A 564-nucleotide genomic window follows, 5' to 3' on the forward strand; every position below is an offset into this window, starting at 1 on the left:
ACCGTCGACGCATCAAGGCATCAAGCGTCAGCCCGCTCACGCGTTCGAGATGCTGCCTGACCAGCAAATAGCCGACATTCGAATAGGCGAAATGGCCCGGCTCAATTCCGGCATGCAGAGCAGAAACTGAGTGCAGCAGCCGGTCCACCGGCCACGCGTCTTCACCGGCAGCGACGGCCGCATGGTAGGCGGGAAGTGAACCGTAATCCGTCAGACCCGCGCGATGCTGCAGCAACTGGCGCAGCGTGAAGGTCTGGCCTGGCAGGCTCTCATCCAGCGCCAATTGATCGTCGCGCACCATGGTCAGCGCCGTGGCCGCGATCAGCGTCTTGGTGAAACTCCACCACGGCACGACGACATCCGCATCCTCGCTGACATCGGCAGAACCGGGGCGAATGACATGCTTCATGGCGCCGTCAGGCCTCAGAGCTGATGGTCGTGCTTGAAGCGCGCGATCGTCTGATCAGCGATGACCGTCATCACATCGACCTCCATCGGGAAATCCAGCGCCAGCCAAGCATCTTCCGCCAGCGCCAGCACATGGCCGAGCGCCGGCCCCTTGGC

At 62.9% G+C, this 564-nt stretch carries 1 protein-coding gene; it reads right to left on the reverse strand.

Annotation, left to right across the window (positions count from 1 at the left end):
- On the reverse strand, positions 1-409 hold a 409-nt coding region (locus AC1DU6_RS35260; RefSeq protein WP_477863217.1), incomplete at its 3' end, for a serine hydrolase.
- Positions 410-564 lie beyond the last annotated feature (155 nt).

This window comes from Roseateles sp. P5_B10, from assembly GCF_056400485.1.